Origin of the sequence: Massilia sp. 2TAF26, assembly GCF_052115005.1 — a bacterium.
Lineage (GTDB): Bacteria > Pseudomonadota > Gammaproteobacteria > Burkholderiales > Burkholderiaceae_D > Telluria.
Map to the genome: position 1 here is coordinate 1 of NZ_JBFRFV010000009.1, position 19,327 is coordinate 19,327.

The window sequence follows — 19,327 nt, forward strand, 5'->3', positions numbered from 1 at the left end:
GGCGGCCACGCGCGGCAGGATGTTCTTGCCGTAGGCCGAAGCCGGGGCCAGGATGTGCGAGTACGAACCGGCCACCGCCAGGATCTGCTCGGCGACGTTCTCGGCCAGGCCGTCGGCGAAATGCGGCGCATCGGCGACCAGCACTTTCGAGACGCCGGCGACCTTGGCGGCTGCTTCAGCGACCGCGCCGCAGCCCGAGCCGGCGACCAGGATGTGGACTTCGCCACCGCACTGGGCGGCGGCGGTGACGGTGTTCAGGGTGACGGCCTTCAGCGAGGCATTGTCGTGTTCAGCAATAACGAGTGCGACCATGATGTTCCCTTATATTCTTTARATGACTTTGGCTTCRGTACGCAGCTTCGACACCAGGGTCGCCACGTCYGGCACGGTGATGCCGGCCGAGCGCTTGGCCGGCTCCGACACTTTCAGGGTCTTCAGGCGCGGGGTCACGTCCACACCCAGGTCTTCCGGCTTGATGGTCTCGAGCGGCTTCTTCTTCGCCTTCATGATGTTCGGCAGCGTCACGTAGCGCGGCTCGTTCAGGCGCAGGTCGGTGGTGACGATGGCCGGCAGGCTCAGGGCCACGGTTTCCAGGCCGCCGTCGACTTCGCGGGTCACGGTCACCTTGCCGTCTTCCAGCACGACTTTCGAGGCGAAGGTCGCCTGCGGCCAGCCCAGCAGGGCGGCCAGCATCTGGCCGGTCTGGTTCGAATCGTCGTCGATCGCYTGCTTGCCCAGGATGATCAGCTGCGGCTGTTCCTTGTCGGCCAGCGCCTTCAGCACTTTCGCCACGCCCAGCGGCTCGATCTCGGCACCGGTCTCGACCAGGATGCCGCGGTCGGCGCCGATCGCCATGCCGGTGCGCAGGGTTTCCTGGGCCTGGGTCACGCCGCAGGTCACGGCCACGATCTCGGTGACCTTGCCGGCTTCCTTCAGGCGGGTCGCTTCTTCCAGGGCGATCTCGTCGAACGGGTTCATCGACATTTTGACGTTGGCGATATCGACACCGCTGCCGTCGGACTTGACGCGGACCTTGACGTTGTAGTCGACCACGCGTTTGACGGGTACCAGGACTTTCATGCAGGTCCAGCTTCATCTTGCGGTGCTTGACCTGCGGATGCTCAAAGGTCTGGGCGATGTCGTTGATCGGCCCGGCAGGCACGCCGGCGGCTTCCAGCGGCGCGACCCATTCGGCCGTGGTGCGGCCCAGTAGCACTTCTTCCAGCATCGGCACCAGGGTCTCGCGGTTGCGCACCCGGTTGTTGTTCGTCGCGAAGCGTTCATCGGCGGCGAATTGCGGGCAGCCGGCGATCGCGCAGAACTTGGCGAACTGGCGATCGTTCCCGACCGCGAGCACCATGTGGCCGTCGCGGGTGCGGAACACCTGGTAGGGCACGATGTTCGCATGCGCATTGCCCTGGCGCTTGGGCACCTTGCCGGACACCAGGTAGTTCATGTTCATGTTCGCCATCGCGGCCACCTGCACGTCCAGCAGGGCCATGTCGATATACTGGCCTTCGCCGGTCTTGTGGCGGTGTTCCAGCGCGGCCAGGATGGCGACGCTGGAGTACATGCCGGTCATCAGGTCGGAAAAGGCCACGCCCAGTTTCTGCGGGCCGCCGCCCGGCAGGTCGTCGCGCTCGCCGGTGATGCTCATGAGGCCGCCCATGCCCTGGACGATGAAGTCGTAGCCGGCAAAGGCCGACATCGGACCGTCCTGGCCGAAGCCGGTCACCGAGCAGTAGACCAGGCGCGGATTCAATTCCTTCAAATCCTCGTAGGACAGGCCGTAGCGCGCCATGTCGCCGACCTTGTAGTTCTCGATGAAGACATCGCTTTCCATCGCCAGCTTGCGCACGATGGCCTGGCCCTCCGGCGTCGAGATGTCGAGGGTGACCGACTTCTTGCCGCGGTTGGTGGACAGGAAGTAGGCGGATTCTCGGGTGTCCTGGCCGTCCTGGTCCTTCAGGTAGGGCGGGCCCCAGGCGCGGGTATCGTCGCCGCTGCCGGGCCTTTCGATCTTGATCACCTCGGCGCCGAGGTCGGCCAGCATCTGGCAGGCCCAGGGGCCGGCGAGGACGCGCGTCAGGTCGAGGACGCGGATGTGTGACAGTGCTCCAGACATGCTGCTCTCCAGTCAGACGCGTTCGATGACGACTGCCAGGCCCTGGCCGACGCCGATGCACAGGCTGACGACGGCGTAGCGGCCGTTGCGGCGCTGCAGTTCTCGCGCCGCGCTCAGGGCCAGGCGGGCGCCGGACGCGCCGAGCGGGTGCCCGATCGCGATCGCGCCGCCGTTCGGATTCACGCGCGGGTCGTCGAAGGACACATCCAGCATCTTGAGGCAGCCGAGCACCTGGGTGGCAAACGCTTCGTTGATCTCGATGACGTCCATGTCGGCCAGGGTCAGGCCGGCGCGCGCCAATGCTTTCGGAATGGCGTAGGCCGGGCCGAGGCCCATCACGCGCGGCTCGACCCCGGCGGCGGCGCCGGCCAGGATGCGCGCGACCGGCTTGGCGCCGGCCTTGTCGCCGGCCGCGCGGCTGCCGATGAGCAGGGCGGCGGCGCCGTCGTTCAGGCTGGAGGCGTTGCCGGCGGTGACCACGCCGCCTTCCTGCAGCACTTTCAGCTTCGCCAGGGACTCCACGGTCGATTCCGGACGCGGCTGCTCATCGGCGGCCACGATCCGCGGCGGCGTCTTTTTCCCGGTCGGGACCTCCACCGGCATGATCTCGCCGGCGAAGAAGCCGTCGGCCAGCGCCGCGGCATAGCGGGACTGGGAGAGGGCGGCGAAGCGGTCGCTGTCCTCGCGGCTCAGTCCGAGGTCCTCGGCCACGTTGTCGGCCGTTTCGGGCATGGTGTCGCCGCCGAACTCCTTGGTGATGCGCGGGTTCGGGAAGCGCGCGCCGAGGGCCGAGTCGAAGACCTTGAATTCACGCCCGAAGGCGGACTCGCTCTTGGCGACCACGAAGGGCGCGCGGCTCATGCTCTCGACACCGCCGGCCACATACAGCTCGCCTTCGCCGCTGGTGATGGCGCGTGCGGCGTCGAGCACGGCCGCCAGGCCGCTGGAGCACAGGCGGTTGACGGTCTGGCCGGGCACCGTATGCGGCAGGCCGGACAGCAGTACCGCGTGGCGCGCGATGTTGCGGCTGTCCTCGCCGGCCTGGCCGGCGCAGCCGAGGATCACGTCCTCTACCTGTGCCGGATCGAAGGGCGAATCGTCGACCAGCTTGCGGATGACGGAAGCGGCCAGGTCGTCGGGACGGACCGGGGCCAGGGCGCCGGCGAGGCGGCCGAACGGGGTGCGCAGGCCGGAGTAGATGTAAGCGTCGAGCATGATATTCCTTGATTGATCAGTTTTCCGGGGTGAGCAGCGAGACGCCCAGCAGGGCGCGGCGCTTCAGCCACGGACTCGGGCGATAGCGGGGATCGCGGTAGAAGTCGAACAGGCCGTCCAGGATGCGCAGCACGGTGGCGGCGCCGAGCGCATCGCCGAGCGCCAGCGGTCCTTTCGGGTAGCCGAGGCCGAGGGTCACCGCCTTGTCGATGTCTTCCGGGCTGGCGATGCCTTGCTGGGCGATGTCGGCGCCGATGTTGACGATGGTGGCGAGCACGCGCTGGCACACCAGGCCGGCGCTGTCGCGGATCCTTGATACCGGCGTACCGTCGGCGGCGAACAGCGCGTGGGCGGTATCGCGGAAGGCGTCATCGGTCAGCGGCGTGGTCATCAGGGTACGGCGGCCGGAAATGAACAGTGGATCGAGCGCCACGGTGCGGGCCGGATCCAGGCGCGCGGCCACGGCCAGGCTGGTCGCGTCCTGGCCCACCGGCAGCACCAGGCACAGGGAGTCCCCGGCCGGACGCTCGCCGCGGTCGCGCGTCGCCCCCAGCGCGTCCAGCAGGCGGTCGACCGCGGGCCAGGCGTCCGCATCGGCGGCGCTCAGCCAGACCGGCACGTCGCTGCGAGAAGGAACCGGAACGGCCGCAGCGTCCTGCTTCTGGCCGTCCTGGTAAACATAGAAGCCGCGGCCGCTCTTGCGGCCCAGCAGTCCGGCCGCCAGGCGCTGGCGTGCGATCGGCGAGGGGCGGAAGCGCGGCTCCTGGTAGTACTGGGCGTGGATCGATTCCATCACCGGCTGCGAGACGTCCAGTCCGGTCAGGTCCAGCAGCTCGAAAGGACCCATGCGGAAGCCCGCGGCCTCGCGCAGGATGCGGTCGAGTTCCGGATGCGCGGCGATGTTCTCGCCCAGGATGCGCAGCGACTCGGTCAGGTAGCCGCGGCCCGCATGGTTGACGATGAAACCGGGCGTGTCGCTGGCGCGCACCGGCGTATGGCCCATGCGGCGGGCGATCGCGGTCAGGCGCTCGGGCACGCCGGCATCGGTCAGCGGTCCGGCGATCACCTCGACGATCTTCATCAGCGGCACGGGGCTGAAGAAGTGGAAGCCGGCGACCCGGCCCGGCGCCTTGCACACGGCGGCGATGGACGTCACCGACAGCGAGGAGGTATTGGTGGCGAGGATGCAGCCGGCCGAGACCACGGCTTCGAGCTGGCCGAACAGCTCCTGCTTGGCGTCGAGCTTCTCGACGATGGCCTCGACCACCGCGGTGCAGGGCGCCAGGTCGTCGAGCGACGCGGCCACCGACAGGCGGGCGCCGGCGTCCTGTGCGGCCTGGGCGGAGATCTTGCCCTTGTCGGCCAGCTTCCGCAGGGTGGCCGCGATGGCGTCGCGCGCTTCCTCGGCCGCGCCCGGACGGGCGTCGTGCAGGATGACGGCCATGCCGCCCTGGACGGCGATCTGGGCGATGCCGCGGCCCATCAGGCCGCAGCCGACGATGCCGATCACTTCGAGGTTTTGTTCAGTGCTGCTCATGCTTTATTGTCCCGTGTAGGAAGGTTTGCGTTTCTCGAAGAAGGCGCGCATGCCTTCCTTCTGGTCCTGGCTGGCGAACAGCAGGTGGAAGGCCTTCCGCTCCAGCATCAGCGCGGCCTCGAGCGAGGCGTCCTGGCCGGCCAGCAGCACTTCCTTGATCTGGCTGGCGGCCAGCGGCGGCATCGCGGCGATGGTGCGCGCCAGTTCCAGCGCGCGTTCCTGCACTTTCGCATCCTCGACCACTTCGCTGGCCAGGCCGCAGGCGAAGGCTTCGCGGCCCGAGATCGGCGCGCCGGTCAGCAGCATCTTCATCGCCTGGAACTTGCCGATCGCACGGGTCAGGCGCTGGGTGCCGCCGGCCCCCGGCATGATGCCGACCTTGATTTCCGGCTGGGCGAAGGAGGCGTTCTCGCCCGCCACGATGATGTCCGCATGCATGGCCAGCTCGCAGCCGCCGCCCCAGGCATAGCCGTTGACGGCGGCGATCACCGGCTTCGGGCAGCCGGCGATGGCCTGCCACAGGCGCTGGACCTGGCGCAGGTGCATGTCGATAGGCGTGGCCTCGGCGATGTCGCGCAGGTCGGCGCCCGCCGCGAACACCTGGTCGCCGCCGGTCAGGACGATGCAGCGGATTTCCGGATCCTGGCCGAGGGCAGTGAAGTGCTCGGCCAGCTGCATGCGCACGCTCTGGTTGAGCGCATTGCGGACGTCGGGACGGTGGATGCGCAGGCAGGCGATGCCAGGTTCCGGGTGGGAAAGGATGAGGTCGTTCATCGAGGTCTCGCTTGTTACCGCGGGTCCGCACAGCGAACCGCGGGTTCGAAAAATGAAGATGCGACCCAGAATATGGAAAAATTCTCAGCTTGTAAAGCCTGAATCCACGCCCTGTATCAGAAAAATCTATCGTCGACATGCGTGGTTCGCATAGCGGACCGTGGGTTTGAAAATGCTTGACATCACGAGAATTGATATGACAGGATGAATTAAGAACCGGCGCCGGCAGCCGGCAAAACGACAAGGGAGACAGGGCATGCACATGGTGGATGAAGGCAACGACATCGAGCAGTTCGATGACAAGGAAGAGGGCAAGGACCGGCAGTTCGTCACCGCCCTGGCCCGCGGCCTGGAACTGCTGCGCTGCTTCGGCGCCAGGGAGCGCGAACTCGGCCTGACCGAGCTGGCGCGCCGCACGGCGATCCCGAAACCCACCGTGGCGCGCCTGGCCGGCACCCTCGCCAAGCTCGGCTACCTTGAACACATGGAAGCCGAAGGCCGCTACCGGCTCGGCGCCGGCGTGCTGGCGCTGGGTTACAGCATGCTGGCGCGGCTCGACGTGCGCGACGTCGCCCGCCCCATGATGCGCGAACTGGCCGAGCGCGCGCAGGCTTCGGTATCGATCGCCGTGCGCGACCGCCTGTCGATGGTGTACGTCGAGTCGATCCGCAGCAGCGCCTCGATCACCCTGCAGCGCGGCGTCGGCACGCGGCTGTCGCTGACCACCAGCGCCCTCGGGCGCGGCTACCTGGTCGGCCTGCCGGCGTCCGAGCGCGCCGCGCTGCTGGAACAGGTGCGCGAGCGCGCCGGTGACGACTGGGCGCGCCAGCAGGCCGGCGTCGAACAGGCGCTGCGCGACTATGCGGAATTCGGCTTCTGCATGTCGCTGGGCGAGTGGGACAAGGACGTCTACGGCGTCGGTGTGCCGTTCCGGGCCCCGGACGGCACCATGATGGCCTTCAACTGCGGCAAGCCCGCTTTCAAGTGCAGCCGCGAATACCTGCAGCACGAGCTCGGACCAGCCCTGGTCGAGCTGGTGCGCAAGGTCGGCGGCTCGATGGGACAAACTACGAACTGATTTGGAAAGAAGATGATACGCGACCAGGAAACCATGACTGTGCTGCTCGATACCCTGTCCCGCTTCGTGCGGGAGCGGCTGGTGCCGGCGGAAAATGAAGTAGCGGAGACCGACCAGATCCCGCCCGACGTCGTCGACGACATGCGCGAGCTGGGCCTGTTCGGCCTGTGCATTCCCGAGGAATACGGGGGCCTTGGCCTGACGATGGAAGAGGAAGTGCTGGCTGCCTTCGAGATCGCGAAGACCTCGCCGGCCTTCCGTTCCCTGGTCGGCACCAACAACGGCATCGGCTCCCAGGGCCTGATCGTCGACGGCACCGAAGAGCAGAAGCGCGACTACCTGCCGCGCCTGGCCTCGGGGGAGCTGATCGCCTCGTTCGCGCTGACCGAACCGGGTTCGGGCTCGGACGCCGCCTCGCTGCGCACGACGGCCGTCCGCGACGGCGACTTCTACGTCATCAACGGCACCAAGCGCTTCATCACGAACGCGCCGGAAGCCGGCATCTTCACGGTGATGGCGCGCACCAACCCCGAGATCAAGGGCGCGGGCGGCATCTCGGCCTTCATCGTAGAGAAAGGCACGCCGGGCGTCTTCATCGGCAAGACGGACAAGAAGATGGGGCAGAAGGGCGCGCACACCGCCGACGTCATCTTCGAGAACTGCCGCGTCCCGGCCGCCAACCTGATCGGCGGTAAAGAAGGCGTGGGCTTCAAGACCGCCATGAAGGTGCTCGACAAAGGCCGCCTGCACATCGCCGCGATCTGCGTCGGCGTGGCCGAGCGCATGCTGGACGATGCCCTGCGCTATGCGGTCGAGCGCCAGCAGTTCGGCAAGGCGATCGCCGACTTCCAGCTGATCCAGGCCATGCTGGCCGACAGCAAGGCCGAGGTCTACGCGGCCCGTTCGATGGTGCTGGATGCCGCGCGCCGCCGCGACAACAAGGAAGACATTTCGACCGAAGCCGCCTGCTGCAAGATGTTCGCGTCCGAGATGTGCGGCCGCGTGGCCGACCGCGCGGTGCAGATCCACGGCGGCGCCGGCTACGTGTCGGAGTACGCGATCGAGCGCTTCTACCGCGACGTGCGCCTGTTCCGCATCTACGAGGGCACCACCCAGATCCAGCAGCTCGTCATCGCGCGCAACATGATCCGCGCCGTGCAGCCATAAGCAAGCAAGACAGCAAGACAATTGGAGGAGACATGGAAGTAGCAGCAAACCGCGCGGTGATTGCCGCGGCAAACAAAAACACATGGAAGATCGTCTTTGTCTTCGCCTTCCTGGCGCTGATGATCGACGGCGCCGACCTGATGTTCCTGTCCTATAGCCTGGGCAGCCTGACCAAGGAGTTCGGCCTGACCAAGGTGCAGGCGGGCACGCTCGGCACGGTCACGCTGGTGGGCATGGCCCTCGGCGGCATCTTCGGCGGCTGGGCCGCGGACCGCTTCGGCCGGGTGCGCACGGTCGTCTGGACGATCATGCTGTTCTCGGTGGGTACCGCGGTGCTCGGCGCCACCCACAACTTCGAACAGTTCGCACTGTTCCGCTTCATCGCCTCGGTCGGACTGGGCGCCGTCTACGTGGTGTCGAACACCCTGATGGCGGAGTACGTGCCGACCGAGCGCCGTACCACGGTGCTGGGCAGCCTGCAGGCCGGCTGGTCGGTCGGTTACGTGGTGGCGACCCTGCTGGCCAGCTGGATCCTGCCGACCTATGGCTGGCGCTGGCTGTTCTACATCGCCATCATCCCGGTGGTGCTGGCCGTGCTGATGCGGCGCGTGGTGCCGGAACCGGCCGCCTGGATCGCCTCGCGCCAGAAGCTGGCCGCGGACAAGGCAGCCGGCACGCGCACCGGCGGCAAGCCGGCCGGCGCGATGAAGCTGATCTTCTCGAACCCGGCCCACCGCCGCATGTTCATCCTGTGGTCGCTGGCCGCCGGCTTCCTGCAGTTCGGCTACTACGGCGTCAACAACTGGATGCCGACCTACCTGGAAAAAGAACTGCACATGAACTTCAAGGCGATGACCGGCTATATGGTCGGCACCTACGTCGCCATGATCCTCGGGAAGATCGTCGCCGGCTGGCTGGCCGACCGCTTCGGCCGCCGCGCGATCTTCGCCTTCGGCGCCCTCGGCACCGCCGTGTTCCTGCCGCTGATCGTGTTGTACAACACGCCGGACAACATCGTCTACCTGCTGACCATCTTCGGCTTCCTGTACGGGATTCCGTATGGCGTGAACGCGACCTACATGACCGAGAGCTTCGAGACCACCATCCGCGGTTCGGCCGTCGGCGGCGCCTACAACGTCGGCCGCGTCGGCGCGGCGATCGCACCTGCCTGCATCGGCTACCTGGCCACCAACGGCTCGATCGGCCTCGGCTTCCTGGTGATGGGCGTGGCCTACTTCCTGTGCGGGATCGTGCCGGCGCTGTTCATCAAGGAAAAGCTGTACGACCCGCAGCAGTAATAAACCAGCCGGATACCATCATGACCATATCGCTTTCCGCCGCCGATTTCCAGCCGACCGAGATGTACTTCCTGCTGCGCGACTCCGTCGTGCCGCGCCCGATCGCCTGGGTGTCGACGGTGTCGGCCGAGGGCGTGCCGAACATCGCGCCCTTCAGCTTCTTCAACGTGGTGTCGCCGTCGCCGCCGGTGCTGGGCTTCAGCTGCGGTCCGCGCGGCGACAACCACGCCGGCGAATGGGTGCCGAAGGACACCTATGCGAACATCGTGGCCACCCGCGAGTTCGTGGTGAACATCGTGCCCGAACAGCTGATGGACGAGATGGTCAAGACCGCCGCCGACCTCGCGCCCGGCGACAGCGAGTTCCGCTACGCCGGCCTGGCGGAGGCGCCCAGCAGCATCGTGAAGGCGCCGCGCGTGGCCCGCGCCCCGGTCGCCTACGAGTGCAAGCTGCACGACATCCTCGACATGGGCGCCAACAAGTGGATCATGGGAAGCGTGCAGCACGTGCACATCGACGAGGCCGTGTACACCGGCCGCAAGGGCGAGCAGGATCATCGCATCGACCTGCTGGAGCAGACCGGCACGCGGCCGGTCGGACGCCTGGGCCGCGCCTACTACGTGCGGCTGCGCGAACTGGAGGCCCGCCTGCGCAGGGACGGGCCGAACAACTGAGCCTGGCTTATACCGGCATCGGCCGGTTGTTGTTCAGGTCGAGGAAGCCACGGATGATGCGGTAGGCCATCCAGAGCCAGGCCGCCGCACCGACCAGCCAGGCCAGCGGAATCCCGATGATGGTGATCGCCAGCACGAAGGCGACCGCCATCGCCACCACGTACCACCAGAACGAGCGGATCATCCAGGTGTGGTGGGAATAGACGATGGTGCCGGCCGTGTCCGGACGCCTGATGTAATTCACGATCAGGACGATGATGTTCAGCAGCCCCAGCGAAAAGAAGAAGGTCGCGGCATGGGCGAGATACAGGATGCGGGCGAACTGCTTTGCATCCTCGATACCGCGTTCGTAGACGAGTTCCTGGGACATGGCGTCCTCCTGTGTTGAGTTGGTGACGTCGTAAAGCCGACGATAGCCGATCGCGCGCTCAGGCGGCGCGCGCCCGGGATTGTACCCAAGAAATAATACTGCCGGCATCCATCGCCCCGGCCTGGCGTGCGATCTCCTGGCCGCCCTGGAACAGCGCGATGGTGGGGATGCTGCGGATGCCGTAGCGCCCCGCCAGGTCCTGCGAGGCCTCGGTATCCACCTTCAACAGGCGCACCCGCGGCTCCAGCCGGCCGGCGGCCTGGGCATAGGCCGGCGCCATCATGCGGCAGGGCCCGCACCAGGCGGCCCAGAAATCGACCAGCACCGGAATGTCGTTGCGGCTGATGTGGCGCGTGAAGCGCTCGCTGTTCACGTCCAGCGGTTTGCCTTCGAACAGCGCTTTCGTGCATTTGCCGCAGACGGGTTGGTCGGCGAGGCGCTCGCTGGCGACGCGGTTGACGGCGTCGCAATGCGGACAGACGATGTGCAAGGGCTCGGTCATTGGGTTTCTCCTGCGAAGTCGATATGCGATTGTTCATATTGTAATGCCGGCCGTGCGACGCGTGCCCGCACTCCCGGAATAGAATCTGCCCATGAGCGAAACCCCAGCCCCCACCTCCGCTGGCGGCGCGTGCCTGATCGGCTGCGCTGGCTGGAGTCTCCACAAGGATGTGGCGCCCGACTTCCCCGAAGAAGGCAGCCACCTCGAGCGCTATGCGGCCGTCTTTCCCGCCGTCGAGATCAACTCCTCCTTCTACCGCCCGCATCAGCCGCAAACCTACGCCCGCTGGGCCGACAGCGTGCCGCCGGACTTTCGTTTTTCCGTCAAGCTGCCGAAGTCGATCAGCCACGAAGCCCGCCTGCGCGACGCCGACGAGCTGCTCGACCGCTTTGCCGGCGAGGTCAACCACCTGGGCGCGAAACTCGGCTGTATATTGATCCAGCTGCCGCCGAAGGGCGTGTTCGACGAAGAGGCGGCGCGCGACTTCCTGCCGCGCCTGCGCGAAAGGGTCGGCTGCATGCTGGCGCTCGAAGCCCGCCATCCGACCTGGTTTTCGGACGCCGCCACCGACGTCCTGCGCGAACACGGGGTGACCCGCGTGATGGCCGATCCGCCCGCCGGCCAGCCCGGACCGCATGTGYCGACCACGGAGGCCGGCTATATCCGCCTGCACGGCACGCCCAAGGTGTATTACTCGAGCTATCCGCCCGAATTCCTGCGCGAAGTCGAGCGGCGGATCGCGCTGCTTACCGCCGGTGGCGCCCACTGCTGGTGCATCTTCGATAACACGGCGGCCTTCGCGGCGGTGCCGAACGCCCTCGAGGTGCTGCGCGCGCTGAAGCCTGTGATGAGCAAGTGAGCACCATGGTCTGCGCCACCTTCCGCTTCTACGGCGAGTTGAACGACTTCCTGCCGCGCGAGCGCAAGGGGCGCGAGATCACCACCCCATGCGCGCGCATGGCCACCACCAAGCACATGATCGAAGCCCTCGGCGTGCCGCACACCGAGGTCGAGCTGGTGCTGGTGAATGGCGACTGCGCCGGTCTCGATCTGCCGCTGGAAGAGGGCGACCGCGTCGCCGTCTACCCGCACTTCACGCGCTTCGACGTCAGCGACCTGAGGCCGGCGCCGTCGCTGCCGCCGGGGCGGATTTGCTTCGTGGCCGACGCCCACCTCGGCGGACTCGCGCGCCTCTTGCGAATGGCCGGGTTCGACACCATCTACGACAACAGCCTGAGCGGCGACCAGGTCGAGGCGCTGGCGGCGGACCAGGAACGCGTGGTGCTGACGCGCGACCGCGCACTGCTCAAGCGCCGCGGCATAGACTTTGGCTGCTATGTGCGCGCCCAGCGGCCGGAGGCCCAGCTGCACGACCTGTTCGAACACTTCGGCCTGGCCGAGCGTGCCCGCCCGTTCACGCGCTGCCTGCATGACAACGCGCCGCTGCGCAGCGTCGCCAAGGCCGAGGTCCTGGACCGCCTGCCGCCCCAGGTCGCGGCGGTCCAGGACGAATTCAATACCTGCGACCTGTGCGGGCGGGTCTACTGGAAGGGCTCGCACTGGCAGCGCATGAGCGCCGTCCTGGCGCGTGCCGCACAATGAATGAACCCGACCGTGATGTACACTATGACGATCCTTTGCCGACCAGCGTGAGAGCATGTTGCAACAGGTAAGCTTCCCAATTCGCAGCGAATGTCCGCCAGGCGCCTGCGTCTGCGAGCGCGAGCGCCTGCTCGTCGAGCCCGACGCCGACCTGCGGCCCCTGCGCCTGACGCGCATGGAGGAGCAGAAGCTGATCGGCCGGATCGAGAACATCTCGAGCTACGAGGAGCTCAAGCGCCTGCAGGAGAAGATCCGCGCCAACCTCGGCGTCGAGCTGAAGATCGTGCCGGGCCCGAACGAGGTGCGCACCCTGCGCGGCATCGTCATCCTGCTGGAAGACCGGCCGGGCCTGTGCAAGAAGGTCAGGCAGTCGATTCCGGCGGCGATCCGCAAGGTGCTCGACCGCCATCCCGAGATCACCTGGGCCATTCTCGATTCACACGACCTGTTCGGCATGTAGGCGGCGCTGCCGTCGGGGCTGTGCCGGGCATCGTCGATCACCTATACTCGCAGGGAAGTCCACAAGCCAGGAGACCCATGAAGATCGTCATTGCCCCGGATTCGTTCAAGGAAAGCCTGTCGGCGCTGCAGGTGGCCGAGGCCATCGAGGCCGGCCTGCGCGAGGTGTTCGCGGACGCCGAGATCGTCAAGCTGCCGGTGGCCGACGGCGGCGAGGGCACGGTACAGGCGATGATCGACGCCACCGGCGGCCACCGCGTCGAGCTGAGGGCCACCGGGCCGCTGGGCGAGCAGGTCGGGGCCTTCTATGGCATGGCTTCGTCACCGGACGGCGGCGCGCCGCTGGCCGTGATCGAGATGGCCGCCGCCAGCGGGCTCGAACTGGTGCCATCGGAACGCCGCGATCCCTTGCGCGCGACCAGCCGCGGCACCGGAGAACTGATCCTGCACGCCCTGGATGCCGGCGTGCGCCGCTTCGTGCTCGGCGTCGGCGGTAGTGCGACCAACGATGGCGGGGCCGGGATGCTGCAGGCCCTCGGCGTGCGCCTGCTCGATGCCGGCGGCGCGGAGATCGGTCCGGGGGGCGCCGAACTGGCGCGGCTGGACCGTATCGACGTTTCAAGGCTGGACCCGCGCGTGAAGGACAGCCAATTCCATATCGCCTGCGACGTCAGCAATCCGTTGACCGGGCCGAACGGCGCGTCGGCCATCTTTGGGCCGCAGAAGGGCGCGACGCCGGAGATGGTCGCTCGACTGGATGCCAGCCTGGCGAACTATGGCCGCCTCATCGCGCGCGACCTCGGCCAGGACGTGGCCGACATGCCGGGCGCCGGGGCCGGCGGCGGCATCGGCGCGGCGATGGTGGTCTTCCTGGGCGGCCGCCTGCGGCCCGGCATCGAGATCATCGCCGAGGCGGTCGGGCTGGAGCAGGCCGTGCGCGACGCCGATCTCGTGATCACGGGAGAAGGGCGGATCGACGGCCAGAGCGTCAGCGGCAAGACGCCGGTCGGGGTGGCGCGGGTGGCCAAGCGCTTCGGCACGCCGGTGATCGCGATCGGCGGCGGCCTGGCGCGGGATGCGTCGGCCGTGCACGCGCACGGCATCGATGCGGTGTTCGCGGCGGTGTGCCGGCCGTGCACCGTGCAGGAGGCGCTGGCCGAGGCGCGCGAGAACCTGCGTTCGGCGGCGCGCAATGTGGCGCAGGCGCTGCGGATGGGCGCGGCGCTGGAGTCAGGCCGAGGCTGAGCGCCGCATCGCCAGCACCCGCTGGCCCGACGCCAGGTAGCGGGCCAGGCGCTCGGACAGGAAGGGCGGCAGCGCATCCTCCGGCGCGGGTTCGAAGCCGGCCTCGCCGTAGAATCCCGTCAGGTGCTCGTAGGGCAGGCACCAGGCCGTGCCGCGGTCCAGCCAGGGAATACAGCGGGCCAGCAGCGCGCGGCCGATGCCCTGGCGCTGGAATGACTGCGCCACCTGCATGCCGCGCAGGACGATGTCGCCGTGCTCCTCGCACAAGCGAACGGCGCCGGCCAGGCGGCCGTCCAGGTCTGCGGCGAACGTCAGGTCGGCTGCCGACACGCCGCCGCCATATCCTGCGGCCTCGTAGAAACCGGCAATCCTGGCGAGTTTGCCGGGCTGTACGACAGCGATTTCAAGCATGGGTTTCCTCAGGCGCTGACCGGCAGAGGGCCGCCGCGGCGCAGCCACCCAGCAGCGCGCCCAGCACGTGCGCCTGCCAGGCCACGGCCACGCCCGCCGGCAGGTCGGTGAATGCAGCCATGTTCGCGCAGGCTTCCCACAGCGTCTTGCTGGCCAGCGCAAGCGCGGCACAGGCGAGCACGGGCCGGCTGTCCGGGTAGCGGTCCCAGGCCGGCACGCCGCCCAGCACCGCGGTCAGCACGGCCAGGCCGGAGGCGCCGCGGTACTCGTGCATCCCCGGTACGAAGATCAACAGGCCGAGCGACAGCAGCAAGGCGCCGCTACCTAGCACAAGGGCATAGCGCCGCGAGCCGATCAACGCTTCGGTCAGCGCACCCAGCGTGAGCAGCGCCAGCACATCGGCGCCCGCATGCGAGGCCGAGAAATGCACGAGGTGGCCGCTCCACAGGCGCCACAGCTCGCCGTGCAGGATGGCGGCGCGCTCCCAGGCGAGTCCGGACGCTGCCTGCTCGCCGGCGCAGGCCAGCAGCAGGCAGATGCCGGCCAGCGCTAACGAGACGGGCGCAGTCTTAAGCACGGCGGCGCACGATCCAGCAAGCCGCGCCGGCGAGCAGCAGGGCCGCCGTCCAGCCGAATCCGCCGGCGCCGCGTCCGCCGCGGTATCCCTCGCCGCGCTCGACCTGGATGCCCGGATCGGATTTCGCCCGTTCCTTGAAACTCGCCAGCTGCATCTGCAGCGCCGGAATCATCCGCTCGACCGCCTGCGCGTAACCGTCCGACTGCGCACCGCGGACCTCCCTGCTGTAGCCGGCCAGGGTCGACGACCCCTTCACCTGACTCATGCCTGGCGCGCGGAACAGCAGCTTGCGGCTGCGGACATCGAACACGGCGGCATCCACCATGGTCTGCACGTCGTACTGGTCGCCTTTGATCAGATAGGCGCCGACCACGGTCCAGTACAGCACCGCCATCCGGTTGGTGTCGTTGAAGCGGATCTGGTCATACGACACCAGCGCGATCACGTCGACGTTGAACATCCGCGCCACCTGGTCGAGGTTGTCGAAGCCGCCGCGCAGGCGCAGGTAGGCGCTCGGGATGACCTCGATGCTGCCGATGTAGTCATACTCCGAGAACGAGGCCTTGACCTTCTCGAGCAGCTGCATCTGCTCGGCGTCCTGCGGCGCGGCGCGTCCGCCGCCCGGCACGAAGGCGATGCCGACACGCACCGGCAGGCGCAGCCTGGTGACGGTCGGCTCCATCTTCGGCGCCTCTTTCGCGTTCGGATACAGGTAGTCGACGATGCTGCCGGCCTGGCGCTCGCCGGTGTGCTGGAACATCGATGCGCAGCCGCCCAGCGCGAGCAGGGCGAGGGCGCAAAGGAGGGTCTTGAAGCGGTTCATGCATGCCTTTCAGTGGTGGCCGGTAGACGGCGGACCGGGGAATGATGACATTTTGAACTGGACGATCAACTGATGAATCCGAAGCGTCGATAATCGACGCCGGCGGTATCGTCTTGCGCTACCGAGACCGGCGTTGCTCAGCTACGCTGTCGATTGCGAGTGCCGTCCGGGTGCTGCTCGTGCGGCGCCAACAGATGAAGGTAGCAACGCGTTTGGATTGTCTGACACGCTGAACGCTGCACCTGGCGCCCCACCTGTCCTTTCGGCGACTAATGGCGGACCTGCAGACCTCGACGATAGCCGTATCGCCGAGCGTCGTTACCTGCGTATCCGAAACGGCGCTTGCGAACGAACCGAAGAGGAACCACTTGCTGGGCACGTGGACCCTCACGAAAGTACCCGATTCGTCGGAAATCTCATCGATCGGTGATGCGGAAGTGGCAGCTCGTATCGGTAAAAAGCTGGTCATCGCGCCAAACAACATCACGGTGGCGGGGAAAAGCTGCCGCAAACCGCCGAAGTTCGCCCGACACTACGAAGACGCTGCGAAGTACGTTTGAAAGACGGCGCACGCGCCGGTCGATCGTCTCGGCATTCCGACTGTCGTAGGGGCAGTCGATCTGGCGTGCACCGAAGCCCTCATCAAGGGATAGAACCATTTCGTGATCTATTGGCAGGGCTTCATCTTCGACGCGGTGAAGACAGAGTAAACCGCCCGACAGCTGGCCCGAGCTCGGGGGAGGCACGGGCCAGTAGCGTCCTCAATGCGCCTGCCCGCCCCCCAAATAAGCCGCCACCACCTTCGGATCGCTTTTCAAATCCGCCGCCGGCCCGTGCACGGCAATGGTGCCGTTCTCCAGCACATAGCCATAATCGGCCACGTTCAAGGCCGCCTGCGCGAACTGCTCCACCAGCAGCATCGTCACGCCCTCGGACTTCAGCCGCGCGATGATGCGGAAGACCTCGTCGACCAGGATGGGCGCCAGGCCCATCGAGGGTTCGTCGAGCAGCACGACATCCGGATTCAGCATCACGGCGCGCGCCATCGCCAGCATCTGCTGCTCGCCGCCGGACAGGGTGCCGGCCAGCTGGAGGCGGCGCTCCTTCAGGCGCGGAAACAGTTCGAGCGCGCGTTCGAGGTCGTGCTGGATGTCGCCTTTCGGGCGCGCGCGCGTGAAGCGCGGGAAGGCGCCCAGCAGCAGGTTGTCGGTGACGCTCATGGTGGCGAACACGCGCCGGCCCTCCGGCGAGTGGGCCAGGCCCGCGCGCGCGATGCGGTGCGAGTCGAGGCCGGTGATGTCGCGGCCGCCGAGCTGCACGCTGCCGCTCTTCGGTTTGATCATGCCGGAGATGGCGCGCATGGTGGTGGTCTTGCCGGCGCCGTTGCTGCCGATGAGGGTCACCAGCTTGCCCTTCGGGACCTCGAGGGAGATCCCGTGCAGGACGTCGACCTTGCCGTAGGCGGCGTGCAGATTCTGGATCGATAGCATCTTGGCTTGTCCTCTCAATGTGCGGCGGCTTGCGGCGGCGCTTCGGCGGCGCCGCCCAGGTAGGCCTCGATGACCTTCGGATCGGACTGCACCATGCCCGGCGTGCCCTCGGCGATCTTCTGGCCGAAGTCGAGCACGGTCACGGTATCCGAGATCGACATCACGACGTCCATGTGGTGCTCGATCAGCACGATGGTGATGCCGTGGTCGCGGATCTTGCGGATGATCGCCATCAGCTCGCGGATGTCGGGCGCGGTCAGGCCGGCCGCCGGTTCGTCCAGCAGCAGCAGGCGCGGATCCAGCGCCAGCGCGCGGCCGATCTCCAGCAGGCGCTGCTTGCCGTAAGGGAGGTTGCGCGCTTCTTCCATCGCCAGGTCGGCCAGGCCGATGAATTCGAGGATGGCCGCCGCGCGCACGCGGGCCGCCGCTTCCTCACGCTTGTAGCGCGGGGTGGACAGCATGGCGTCACCCACCGTCGAACGGAAGCTGTGGTGCAGGCCGACCAGCACGTTCTCGGTGGCGGTCATCTCGCCGAACAGCTGCACGTTCTGGAAGGTGCGGGCGATGCCGCCCAGCGCGATCTGCGACGGCGTGCGGCCGGTGATGGCGTGGCCGGCGAACACGACGCCGCCGGCTGTCGGTTTGTAGATGCCGGTCAGGACGTTCATCATCGTGCTCTTGCCCGAGCCGTTCGGTCCGATCAGGCCGTGCACCGAGCCGCGCGCCACGTTCAGGTCGACCTGGTTCAGCGCCTTCAGTCCGCCGAACTGCATCAGCACCTGCTCCACGCGCAGCAGCTCGCCGCCCTCGGCGCCGGCTTCGGCACGCGCACCGGATGCCTTCATGCCGGCGAACGGATCGGCCTCGCCGGCGCCCTGGACCGCGGCGACGTGGACGCGGCCGCGTCCGAACAGGCTCTTGAAGAAGCCGACGATGCCGTCCTGCAGGTAGTAGACGACGAACAGGGTCATCAGGCCGAAGATGGTGAGGCGCCAGTCGACCATGCTGTCCAGCCTGTAGGCGAAGACGGCCATCGCGATCGTCCCCACCACCGGCACCGCGGCGCGCGCTACGGTGGTGCGGCGCTTGGCCAGCATCAGCGCGGCGATGACGACGGCGGCGACGGCGGCCGAGATCGCGATCTTGCGGAACACCTCGATGTCGGACAGGAGGCTGGGCAGCATGACCACGATGGTGGCACCGATCAGCGAGCCGAGGCGGCTCTTGCGGCCGCCCATGATCACGGCCAGCAGGAACAGGATGGTCAGCTCGAAGTTGTAGCTGTTCGGCGAGATGTACTGCTCCGAATAGGCGTACAGGCTGCCGGCCAGGCCCGCGAAGCCGGCGCTGATCACGAAGGCATAGACCTTGTAGCGGTACACCGACACGCCCATGCAGTCCGAGGCGATGGGGCTGTCGCGCAGGGCTTCGAAGGCGCGCCCGATGTGGGAGCGCAGCAGTCGGTGCACCAGTAGCAGGGACAGGAACATGAAGCCGGCCACCGCGTAGTAGTACTGGACCTCGGTCAGTTCCGTGCCCATCACGGTGGGCTTCTGCAGCTGGATGCCGAGCGGGCCTTCGGTCAGGAAGGTCATCTCGTTGATCAGGATTTGCACGATGGTGCCGAAGGCCAGCGTCACCATCGCCAGGTAGGGGCCGGTCACGCGCAGGGCAGGCAGGGCAAGGATCACGCCGAACAGGGCGCAGCCGATCACGCTGGCGGGCAGGGTCGCGTACCAGGGCATGGCCAGTTTCAGCACCAGCACCCCGGTGATGTAGGAGCCGATGCCGAACAGGCCGGCGTGGCCCAGCGAGACCTGGCCGGTGTAGCCGACCACGATGTCCAGGCCGTACAGCAGAATGGCGTAGATCAGGATGGTCTCGGCAAGGTGGATGTAGTAGGGATTCGCGAACAGCAGCGGATAGGCCGCGACCAGGACGATGCCCAGCGCGACGGCGGCGGCGAGTTTTTTGTTCATG

20 protein-coding genes and 2 pseudogenes are annotated in these 19,327 nt (G+C 67.4%); 9 read left to right on the plus strand and 13 right to left on the minus strand.

The window, feature by feature from the left end; all coding sequences use genetic code 11:
- The 6 genes and pseudogenes from AB4Z32_RS11475 to AB4Z32_RS11500 form a co-directional block, all read right to left on the minus strand.
- Nucleotides 1–312, minus strand: a pseudogene (locus AB4Z32_RS11475) (electron transfer flavoprotein subunit alpha/FixB family protein); the annotation flags it as partial.
- 18 nt (nt 313–330) lie between these two features.
- The gene (locus tag AB4Z32_RS11480; RefSeq protein WP_442121973.1) at nt 331–1,080 is read right to left on the minus strand and encodes an electron transfer flavoprotein subunit beta/FixA family protein; all 750 of its coding nucleotides are present in this window, start codon (nt 1,078–1,080) and stop codon (nt 331–333) included.
- A pseudogene (locus tag AB4Z32_RS11485) lies at nt 1,064–2,125 on the minus strand (CaiB/BaiF CoA transferase family protein); the annotation flags it as partial. The gene AB4Z32_RS11480 and the pseudogene AB4Z32_RS11485, both read right to left, overlap by 17 nt.
- 12 nt (nt 2,126–2,137) lie before the next feature.
- On the minus strand, nt 2,138–3,340 hold the full coding sequence (locus AB4Z32_RS11490; protein ID WP_442121974.1) for a 3-oxoadipyl-CoA thiolase: 1,203 nt from the start codon (nt 3,338–3,340) through the stop codon (nt 2,138–2,140).
- A 16-nt stretch (nt 3,341–3,356) separates the two neighbouring features.
- On the minus strand, nt 3,357–4,877 hold the full coding sequence (locus AB4Z32_RS11495; protein ID WP_442121975.1) for a 3-hydroxyacyl-CoA dehydrogenase: 1,521 nt from the start codon (nt 4,875–4,877) through the stop codon (nt 3,357–3,359).
- Nucleotides 4,878–4,880: 3 nt separating this feature from the next.
- Nucleotides 4,881–5,651: an enoyl-CoA hydratase gene (locus tag AB4Z32_RS11500; RefSeq protein ID WP_442121976.1), complete on the minus strand. Its 771-nt coding sequence runs from the start codon at nt 5,649–5,651 to the stop codon at nt 4,881–4,883.
- A 256-nt stretch (nt 5,652–5,907) separates the two neighbouring features.
- Between AB4Z32_RS11500 and AB4Z32_RS11505 the strand changes: the two genes are divergently transcribed.
- From AB4Z32_RS11505 to AB4Z32_RS11520, 4 genes are read left to right on the plus strand one after another with little or no spacing between them, the layout of a single operon-like run.
- Entirely contained in the window at nt 5,908–6,729 is an 822-nt protein-coding gene (locus AB4Z32_RS11505; RefSeq protein WP_442121977.1) for an IclR family transcriptional regulator, read from the plus strand.
- A 12-nt stretch (nt 6,730–6,741) separates the two neighbouring features.
- Entirely contained in the window at nt 6,742–7,896 is a 1,155-nt protein-coding gene (locus AB4Z32_RS11510) for an acyl-CoA dehydrogenase family protein (protein ID WP_442121978.1), read from the plus strand.
- 32 nt (nt 7,897–7,928) lie between these two features.
- Nucleotides 7,929–9,194, plus strand: coding sequence for an MFS transporter (locus AB4Z32_RS11515; protein ID WP_442121979.1), 1,266 nt, complete (start codon nt 7,929–7,931; stop codon nt 9,192–9,194).
- A 20-nt stretch (nt 9,195–9,214) separates the two neighbouring features.
- The gene (locus tag AB4Z32_RS11520; RefSeq protein WP_442121980.1) at nt 9,215–9,868 is read left to right on the plus strand and encodes a flavin reductase family protein; all 654 of its coding nucleotides are present in this window, start codon (nt 9,215–9,217) and stop codon (nt 9,866–9,868) included.
- Between the two features lie 7 nt (nt 9,869–9,875).
- On the opposite strand, the gene AB4Z32_RS11525 is transcribed toward AB4Z32_RS11520, so the two are convergent.
- Both AB4Z32_RS11525 and trxC read right to left on the minus strand, forming a co-directional pair.
- Nucleotides 9,876–10,238: a DUF4870 family protein gene (locus AB4Z32_RS11525; protein ID WP_442121981.1), complete on the minus strand. Its 363-nt coding sequence runs from the start codon at nt 10,236–10,238 to the stop codon at nt 9,876–9,878.
- A gap of 58 nt (nt 10,239–10,296) precedes the next feature.
- The gene (gene trxC, locus AB4Z32_RS11530; RefSeq protein WP_442121982.1) at nt 10,297–10,740 is read right to left on the minus strand and encodes a thioredoxin TrxC; all 444 of its coding nucleotides are present in this window, start codon (nt 10,738–10,740) and stop codon (nt 10,297–10,299) included.
- A 91-nt stretch (nt 10,741–10,831) separates the two neighbouring features.
- Between trxC and AB4Z32_RS11535 the strand changes: the two genes are divergently transcribed.
- The 4 genes from AB4Z32_RS11535 to AB4Z32_RS11550 all read left to right on the plus strand — a co-directional run bounded on the left by AB4Z32_RS11535 (nt 10,832) and on the right by AB4Z32_RS11550 (nt 14,046).
- The gene (locus tag AB4Z32_RS11535; RefSeq protein WP_442121983.1) at nt 10,832–11,599 is read left to right on the plus strand and encodes a DUF72 domain-containing protein; all 768 of its coding nucleotides are present in this window, start codon (nt 10,832–10,834) and stop codon (nt 11,597–11,599) included.
- A 5-nt stretch (nt 11,600–11,604) separates the two neighbouring features.
- Entirely contained in the window at nt 11,605–12,342 is a 738-nt protein-coding gene (locus tag AB4Z32_RS11540) for a Mut7-C RNAse domain-containing protein (RefSeq protein ID WP_442122152.1), read from the plus strand.
- Between the two features lie 55 nt (nt 12,343–12,397).
- Complete coding sequence (locus AB4Z32_RS11545; RefSeq protein ID WP_442121984.1) at nt 12,398–12,802, plus strand: hypothetical protein; 405 nt, start codon at nt 12,398–12,400, stop codon at nt 12,800–12,802.
- Nucleotides 12,803–12,879: 77 nt separating this feature from the next.
- Nucleotides 12,880–14,046, plus strand: a complete 1,167-nt coding sequence (locus AB4Z32_RS11550; RefSeq protein WP_442121985.1) for a glycerate kinase — start codon at nt 12,880–12,882, stop codon at nt 14,044–14,046.
- Here the strand turns inward: AB4Z32_RS11550 and AB4Z32_RS11555 are convergent.
- The 3 genes from AB4Z32_RS11555 to rhlP are packed head-to-tail and all read right to left on the minus strand — an operon-like array spanning nt 14,032 to nt 15,857.
- Nucleotides 14,032–14,457 carry a GNAT family N-acetyltransferase gene (locus AB4Z32_RS11555; protein WP_442121986.1) on the minus strand — a complete coding sequence of 142 codons (426 nt, stop codon included), beginning with the start codon at nt 14,455–14,457 and terminating at the stop codon, nt 14,032–14,034. The two genes, AB4Z32_RS11550 and AB4Z32_RS11555, sit on opposite strands and share 15 nt — an antisense overlap.
- Nucleotides 14,450–15,034 (minus strand): rhombosortase, encoded by a 585-nt coding sequence (rrtA, locus tag AB4Z32_RS11560; protein WP_442121987.1) that lies wholly within the window; start codon nt 15,032–15,034, stop codon nt 14,450–14,452. Before rrtA ends, AB4Z32_RS11555 begins: the two co-directional genes overlap by 8 nt.
- Nucleotides 15,027–15,857, minus strand: a complete 831-nt coding sequence (gene rhlP / locus AB4Z32_RS11565; protein ID WP_442121988.1) for a rhombotarget lipoprotein — start codon at nt 15,855–15,857, stop codon at nt 15,027–15,029. The genes rrtA and rhlP overlap by 8 nt, the downstream gene beginning before the upstream one ends.
- A gap of 272 nt (nt 15,858–16,129) precedes the next feature.
- Here rhlP and AB4Z32_RS11570 point away from each other — a divergent pair, with 272 nt between their 5' ends.
- Nucleotides 16,130–16,417 carry a hypothetical protein gene (locus AB4Z32_RS11570; protein WP_442121989.1) on the plus strand — a complete coding sequence of 96 codons (288 nt, stop codon included), beginning with the start codon at nt 16,130–16,132 and terminating at the stop codon, nt 16,415–16,417.
- Between the two features lie 201 nt (nt 16,418–16,618).
- Here the strand turns inward: AB4Z32_RS11570 and AB4Z32_RS11575 are convergent, their stop codons facing one another.
- Together AB4Z32_RS11575 and AB4Z32_RS11580 are read right to left on the minus strand one after the other, a co-directional pair.
- On the minus strand, nt 16,619–17,347 hold the full coding sequence (locus tag AB4Z32_RS11575) for an ABC transporter ATP-binding protein (protein ID WP_442121990.1): 729 nt from the start codon (nt 17,345–17,347) through the stop codon (nt 16,619–16,621).
- A 14-nt stretch (nt 17,348–17,361) separates the two neighbouring features.
- Entirely contained in the window at nt 17,362–19,326 is a 1,965-nt protein-coding gene (locus tag AB4Z32_RS11580) for a branched-chain amino acid ABC transporter ATP-binding protein/permease (protein WP_442121991.1), read from the minus strand.
- Nucleotide 19,327 lies beyond the last annotated feature (1 nt).